Annotated in this window: 4 protein-coding genes and 1 pseudogene; 2 read left to right on the forward strand and 3 right to left on the reverse strand. The window is 73.4% G+C overall.

Annotation, left to right across the window (positions count from 1 at the left end; genetic code table 11):
- The 3 genes and pseudogenes from G3I65_RS55600 to eccCa all read right to left on the reverse strand — a co-directional run.
- Window positions 1-873, reverse strand: a pseudogene (locus G3I65_RS55600) (hypothetical protein); the annotation flags it as partial.
- Between the two features lie 11 nt (window positions 874-884).
- Window positions 885-1,244: a hypothetical protein gene (locus G3I65_RS55605; protein ID WP_160704649.1), complete on the reverse strand. Its 360-nt coding sequence runs from the start codon at window positions 1,242-1,244 to the stop codon at window positions 885-887.
- 15 nt (window positions 1,245-1,259) lie between these two features.
- Complete coding sequence (gene eccCa / locus G3I65_RS55610; protein ID WP_160704651.1) at window positions 1,260-5,219, reverse strand: type VII secretion protein EccCa; 3,960 nt, start codon at window positions 5,217-5,219, stop codon at window positions 1,260-1,262.
- 129 nt (window positions 5,220-5,348) lie between these two features.
- Here eccCa and G3I65_RS55615 point away from each other — a divergent pair, with 129 nt between their 5' ends.
- Together G3I65_RS55615 and G3I65_RS55620 are read left to right on the forward strand one after the other, a co-directional pair.
- The gene (locus G3I65_RS55615) at window positions 5,349-5,696 is read left to right on the forward strand and encodes a hypothetical protein (protein ID WP_160704653.1); all 348 of its coding nucleotides are present in this window, start codon (window positions 5,349-5,351) and stop codon (window positions 5,694-5,696) included.
- A 14-nt stretch (window positions 5,697-5,710) separates the two neighbouring features.
- Window positions 5,711-6,010, forward strand: a complete 300-nt coding sequence (locus tag G3I65_RS55620; protein ID WP_160704655.1) for a hypothetical protein — start codon at window positions 5,711-5,713, stop codon at window positions 6,008-6,010.
- The last annotated feature ends 127 nt before the right edge of the window (window positions 6,011-6,137 follow it).

A 6,137-nucleotide genomic window follows, 5' to 3' on the forward strand; every position in this document is an offset into this window, starting at 1 on the left:
CCCGTCGCCGAGGGTGCCGAGCCGGTCCGCGACTTCGGCGGGTGTCAGGGAACCGAGGTCCGTGGGGCTCGGCGAGCCGCCCACGAGCTGCTGAAGCCCTTGCAGCGCCTGGCTTGCCGCGTCCAGCGCGTTCGGCGCCTCGGCCAGCGCCTCCTGGACGGGATCCGTCGTGGCCGGTTCGTCCGGAGTGGACGGTGACGCGGGCGCCGGACTCGGCGACGGCGACGTCGGTGCGGCGGTTCCCGGCGAGGACGGTGCCGGTCCGGCACTGGGGGAGGGCCCGCTCGCGCTCGGCGAGGCACCCCGCGGCCCCACCCACGCCGAGCCCGGCGCGTTCTTCAGCGCGACGCTCGCGGCCTGGTACTTCGGCCGCAGGCCGTCCAGCTGCTCGACGACCTTCCCGTAGATCTCGTCCAGGTGCTTCGCCCGGTCCTTTTCGGACATCGACTGGTACTGCCGGTGCAGCCCCTCCACCACGGACTGCGCGCTCCGGATCCCGGCCACCAGCGCGTCGAGGCCGTCGAACACCTGCGAGGACGGCACCCCGCCCGGCGACATCGCGGGAATCCCTTGCGACAGCATGGAACTCGTGATCCCGGACCGGTCGACCCAGGAGTGCATCACGGCGACGTCGCGCAACGCCCGCCGCAGGAACGCCTGTCCCGCCGCGTCCGGCCAGCGGTCGGTGTCGGTCAGGTGCGTCGCCTGGGTGAGCAGGAGGCTCGCCTGCCGCTGGATCCAGCCCCGCGCGTCGCTCCACATCTGACGCGCGGCCAGCAGCTTGGGGATGTGCTGGTCGCGCTCGGCGGTGAGCTGCCGGTACGTCTCTTCGATGAACGCGTCGTCGACGCAGACCCCGATCGGGTCACCCACGTCAGTTCTCCTTACCGTTCGAGCCGGGAGTCGGTCGCCGGCGGGCCGCCGTGGTCGGAGTCGAGCGCGGCGAGGAACTCGTTGCGGGCCTGCTCATCGGCGCGCACGTAGTCCGCGGCGGTCCGCCGCACGAACGAGCTGTAGAGCGCGAACCCCTGCTCCACCTGCGCGATGAACTGGTGCAGGGCGGTCGTGCTCGCGTTGTCCTCGTGCGTCAGGTCTTCGCACCAGGGCGCGCCAAGGCCGCCCGCGCACGGGACCGCGTCCTTGCGCCGGGCCGCCGGGCTGACCGGGTCCACTTCGAGGCTGCCCAGCAGGTTCCGGGAAAACTCCCGCATCGCGTCGGTGTCGCCGTCGATGTCACCACTCACGGTTCACTCCTGATCTCACGTCGTCGGGGGGTGCCAGGCGAGCTGGACGAGGCCCTTGCCACCGCGGCGGTCGACCAGCCAGCCGCGGCCGGGCGGCAGCACCTGGGCGCGCATGCCGCCCAGCAGCGGGCCCTCGTCGCGGTCGCCGGACATCATCAGGCCCGGCGTGCCGACTTCGCGCAGCCGGCCGAGGAACGGCTCGAACAGCCCGCGCCCGGCGCCGCCGGTCCGGCGGGCGAGCACCACGTGCAGGCCGATGTCCGAGGCCTGCGCGACCAGTGGCAGCAACGCCATCAGCGGGTGGTCCCGGTGCGTGGCCACCATGTCGTAGTCGTCGACCAGCACGAAGATTTCCGGGCCCTGCCACCAGTTCCGGGCCCGCAGCTGCTCGGGCGTGACGTCCGGGCCGGGCAGCCGCTTGGTCAGCGCCTCGGCCGTTTCGGCGAGCAGGCCGCCGCTGTGCTCGTCGTTGACGCCGAAGCCGAGCAGGTACTCGTCGGCGACTTCGCCGAGCAGGCCGCGGCGGTGGTCGACCACGATGACCCGGGCTTCGCCGGGCCGGTACGCGCCCTGGATCCGCTTGGCCAGCGCGCGCAGGAAGGCCGTCTTGCCGCTCTGGGCGTCGGCCAGCAGGAAGAAGTGCGGGTCGGCGGCGAAGTCCAGGCGCAGCGGGGAAAGGTCGTGCTCGTGGATGCCGACGGCGAGCCCGGCGCCCTCGCCGGTGAGCTCGTCTTCGGCGGGCAGGTCCGCGTAGGGGAGCTGCGTCGGCAGCAGCCGGACCGAAGGGGCCGGCTCGCCGGGCCACGCCGTCCGGACCGCCTCGACGAGCGCGCCGGTGCCGTCGGCCAGGTCGCCGGCCGACGAAACCCCGTCGATGCGGGGCAGGGCCACCAGCATCTGGTGCCCGGTCGGTGACACCCCGCTGCCGGGCGCGTCGGCGGGCACGCTCATCGCGGCCCGCCGGTCGATGATCGAGTCGATCGGGTCGCCGATCTTCAGCTCCAGCCTGCTGGCGAACAGGTCCCGGATGTTCATCCGCAGGTCGAACGCGCGGGCGCAGCTCGCCACGACGTGGACGCCGTAGGACAGGCCGCGGGCGGTGAGGTCGCCGACCGTCTCCTCGAGCTCGGCGAAGTCGGTGCGCAGGGTCTGCCAGCCGTCGATCACGAGGAAGACGTCGCCGTGCGGCAGCTCGGCGAACCGGCCTTCCGCACGCAGCCTGCGGTAGGTGGCGATGCCGTCGATCCGGTGCTCGGCGAAGAGGCGCTCCCGCCGGGCCAGGATGTCCGCGACCTCGGCGACCGTCCGCCGCACGGCCCCGGTGTCCAACCGGCCGGACACGCCCGACACGTGCGGCAGCCCGGCGATCGACGCCAGCGTGCCGCCGCCGAAGTCCAGGCAGTAGAACTGCGCTTCGCGCGGGGTGTGGGTGAGCGCGAGGCTGGTGATCAGCGTGCGCAGCGCCGTGCTCTTGCCCGCCTGCGGAGCCCCGAGCACCAGCACGTGCCCGGCGGCGCCGGAGAGGTCGAGGACGAGCGGGTCCCGCCGCTGCTCGAACGGCCGGTCCACGATCCCCAGCACCGGCCGCAACGCCCCGGGTGCGCCGGCGGTCAGCCCACGCTGCCGGTCGACGGCCAGTGCGGGGAGCAACCGGTCCAGGGTGGGCGATTCCGAGAGCGGGGGCAGCCACACCTGGTGCGCCGGCGTGCCCTGGCCGGTCAGCCGGTCGACCAGGATGTCCAGCAGGGTTTCGCCGGTGGTGGGCTCGTCGGCGGGTTCGGGTTCGGCCTCGCCGGTGTCCAGCTCGCCGGCGACGTAGGCGGTCGTGTACTCCCGCAGCGTCAGCTGGTCCGCGGGCGTCACGGGCCGCGCGCCGCCGGTCGCGGCCCGCTGGTGGACGCCGGAGACGTAGGCGGAGCGGAACCGGTCGAGCTGGTCGGTGCCGACCTTCAGGAACCCGTGCCCCGGCGCGCGCGGCAGCCGGAACGCCTCCGGGTGGCCGAGCACCGCGCGGCTTTCCATCTCGGAGAACGTGCGCAGCCCGACCCGGTAGGACAGGTGGCTTTCCAGGCCGCGCAGCCTGCCCTCGTCGAGCCGCTGCGAGGCGAGCAGCAGGTGCACGCCGAGCGAGCGCCCGACGCGTCCTATCTGGACGAACATGTCGATGAAGTCGGGCTTGGCCGACAGCAGCTCGGAGAACTCGTCGCAGATCACCAGCAGCGTCGGCACTTCGGGCAGCGGGGCACCGGCGACGCGGGCTTTTTCGTAGTCCCGCAGGGAAGCGAAGTTGCCCGCCGCGCGCAGCAGCTCCTGACGGCGGATGAGCTCGCCGTTGATCGCGTCGGTCATCCGGTCGACCAGGTGCAGCTCGTCGGCCAGGTTCGTGATCACGGCGCTGGTGTGCGGCAGCGCGTCCAGCCGGGCGAAGGTCGCGCCGCCCTTGAAGTCGACCAGCGCGAAGTTCAGCGAGTTCGGCGGGTGCGTGACCGCCAGCGCCAGCACGAGGGTGCGCAGCAGCTCCGACTTGCCGGACCCGGTGGCGCCGATCAGCAGGCCGTGCGGGCCCATGCCGTCCTGGGCGGACTCCTTGAGGTCCAGCTCGATCGGCGTCCCGTCGGCCTGGATGCCGAACTGGACGCGCAGCCGGTCGCGGTTCGGCCGGGGCACCCAGGTGTCGGCCGGGTCGAACGCGTACGGGTCGCCGAGCCCCAGCAGCTCGGCCAGGCCCAGCTCAGCGGTCATCGGCGCGTCGCCGCCCCGGCCCACGGTCAGCCGCAACGGCGCGAGCTGCCGGGCGAGCCCTTCCGCCGCGTGCGGGCCCAGCGCGTCCGCGCGGCCGAGCGGGGCCTCGCCGTCGATCGTCTCGCTGACCAGGTCGCCGACGGCGTCCACCGCCAGCACCACGGTGGTCCGGTCCAGCGCCCGCGGCGGCATGGTCGTCAGGTCCACGACGGTCACGCCTTCGACGCCGCCGCCGGTCATCAGGTGGTCGGAGCCGGCGACCGAACCGCCGTCGAGGACGACGACCAGGTGCGGGCCGGGCACCCGGCCGTCGGACTCCGGGTCGAAGCGGGGCCGCTTGGCCAGTTCCTCTTCGAGCACCGACTCCAGCGCGGGGATCGTGGGCGCCACCAGGCGAAGCGGGCCGAGTGCGTCGGCGCGCTCGGGGTGCAGCGCGTGCGGCAGCCACTTGACCCACTCCCAGTCACGGCGGCGGTCGTCGGCGAGGCAGACGGCGATCCGCAGGTCGTCCGGCGACTGCAGGGTGGCGAGCTGGGCCAGCAGCGCGCGCAGCAGGCCGAGCGCGGCCTCGCGGTCGCCGCGCAGGTGGATGCGGCTGAACCCGGTGACGGCGATGGCGAGCGGCAGCCGGTCGACGGTGCTGTAGGTGGTGATGAACCGGCGCAACGCCAGCGCGGACAACGGTTCCAGCTCCTCGAGCGGCTTGGTGTCCGGCGCGACCAGCGTCGTCGCCGGGCCCTGCGGCCCGTGGCCGATCCGGGCGACGCCGAAGTCCGCGTCGTCCTTGCGCCGCTCCCACAGCCGGTAGCTCGCGGCCAGCGACCACAGCGACGCCGGGTCCGGGTGCAGGTACTCCATCGCCTCGCGCTGGCGGCGCACCGAGCGGCGCAGCCGCAGCCGGTGCTGGGCGAGGTGCCGCAGGTACTTGCGGCGCGCGTACCCCATCTCCCGCCGGCTCGGGCCGCCGCCCTGGAGGAGCCCCATCACGACCATGCCGAGCATGCCGACGCCCATCAGCCCGAAAACGGCGTAGCGGACGGCCCCGCCCGCCGAACCGGAGAACATCAGCATCATCGCGCCGGTCGTGCCCACCATCGGGAGCACCATCAGCAGCTGCGCCCACTGCCGCGCGGGCGGCGCCGGGATCTCCGGCGGCGCCTGGAGGATCAGCTCACCGGAGGGCAGCTCCGGCGAGGGCCGGCGCGCCGGCCGCTTAACCACGATTGTCGCCACCCCACGAGCGTCCCCGCCCGGCGGCGTCCGGTGGGCGCGATGACCGGAACAAGACGCGGGCGGCGTCGAGGCCCCCTTTCCGACCTAGCCTGGCCGGGACAGGCGCAATCCAACCGGAGGGAAACCGCGATGTTCGGTTCGACAGGGGGAATCGACGGCGACGTCGACGCCATGCTGCGGCAGGCGAAGACGTCGTCGGAGACCGCCACCAATCTGCAGAACAGCTCCCAGCACGTGACGAGCGCCGGCGTCGACCTGCGGTCCGCGAGCAGCGGCCGCTGGGCCGACGGGTTCGCCGACGCCGACCAGGGCCGCCAGACGGTCGTCGACCACCACCTGGCCCCGAAGTACGTGGCGGCCTCCGACGCGATGCACCGCGGCGCCGGCGGCTACCAGGACGCCGACGACGCGGCCAACCAGGAAGCCAACCGCGTGACCTACCAGGCCGGCGGCTTCGGCATCTCCGACCGGATCTGACGAAGGGAATCGCCATGACCTCCCGCATCACCGGAAACAGCGACTCGATCCACAGCACGGCGCGGACCGTGGCGCAGGGCGCGCAGCAGAGCCGCGAACACACCGACGACCACCACCACGGCGCCGGCTTCCTCTACGAGAACGAGCTGACCGACGCGTTCGGTTCGAGCTACTACGAGGTCGCGGGCAACGTCCAGGCGAAGGCCAACGAAGCCTGGGAACAGCAGAACGCGCAGAGCCAGGGCCTCGTCCGGGCCGACGACCACCTGATGAGCGCGGTGCGTGCCGCCGAACAGGGGATCCGCGGCATCTGAGGTTCGGGACGCGAGCGGCCCCGGAAGTTTCCGGGGCCGCTTTCGTGTGCGTCAGACGAGGAACATCTGCTCCGGCGGCTCGGCGGCCGTGGGCTCGACGGGCACCGGCGCGGCCCAGCCCGGCCGC

It is taken from the genome of Amycolatopsis sp. SID8362 (genome assembly GCF_010550475.1).
GTDB classification, from domain to species: Bacteria; Actinomycetota; Actinomycetes; order Mycobacteriales; family Pseudonocardiaceae; genus Amycolatopsis; species Amycolatopsis eburnea.

Excerpts from the sequence above, each read along its gene's own strand:
- G3I65_RS55615 (WP_160704653.1), top strand. The coding sequence starts at position 5,349 with ATGTTCGGTTCGACAGGGGGAATCGACGGCGACGTCGACGCCATGCTG.
- G3I65_RS55620 (WP_160704655.1), top strand. The coding sequence starts at position 5,711 with ATGACCTCCCGCATCACCGGAAACAGCGACTCGATCCACAGCACGGCG.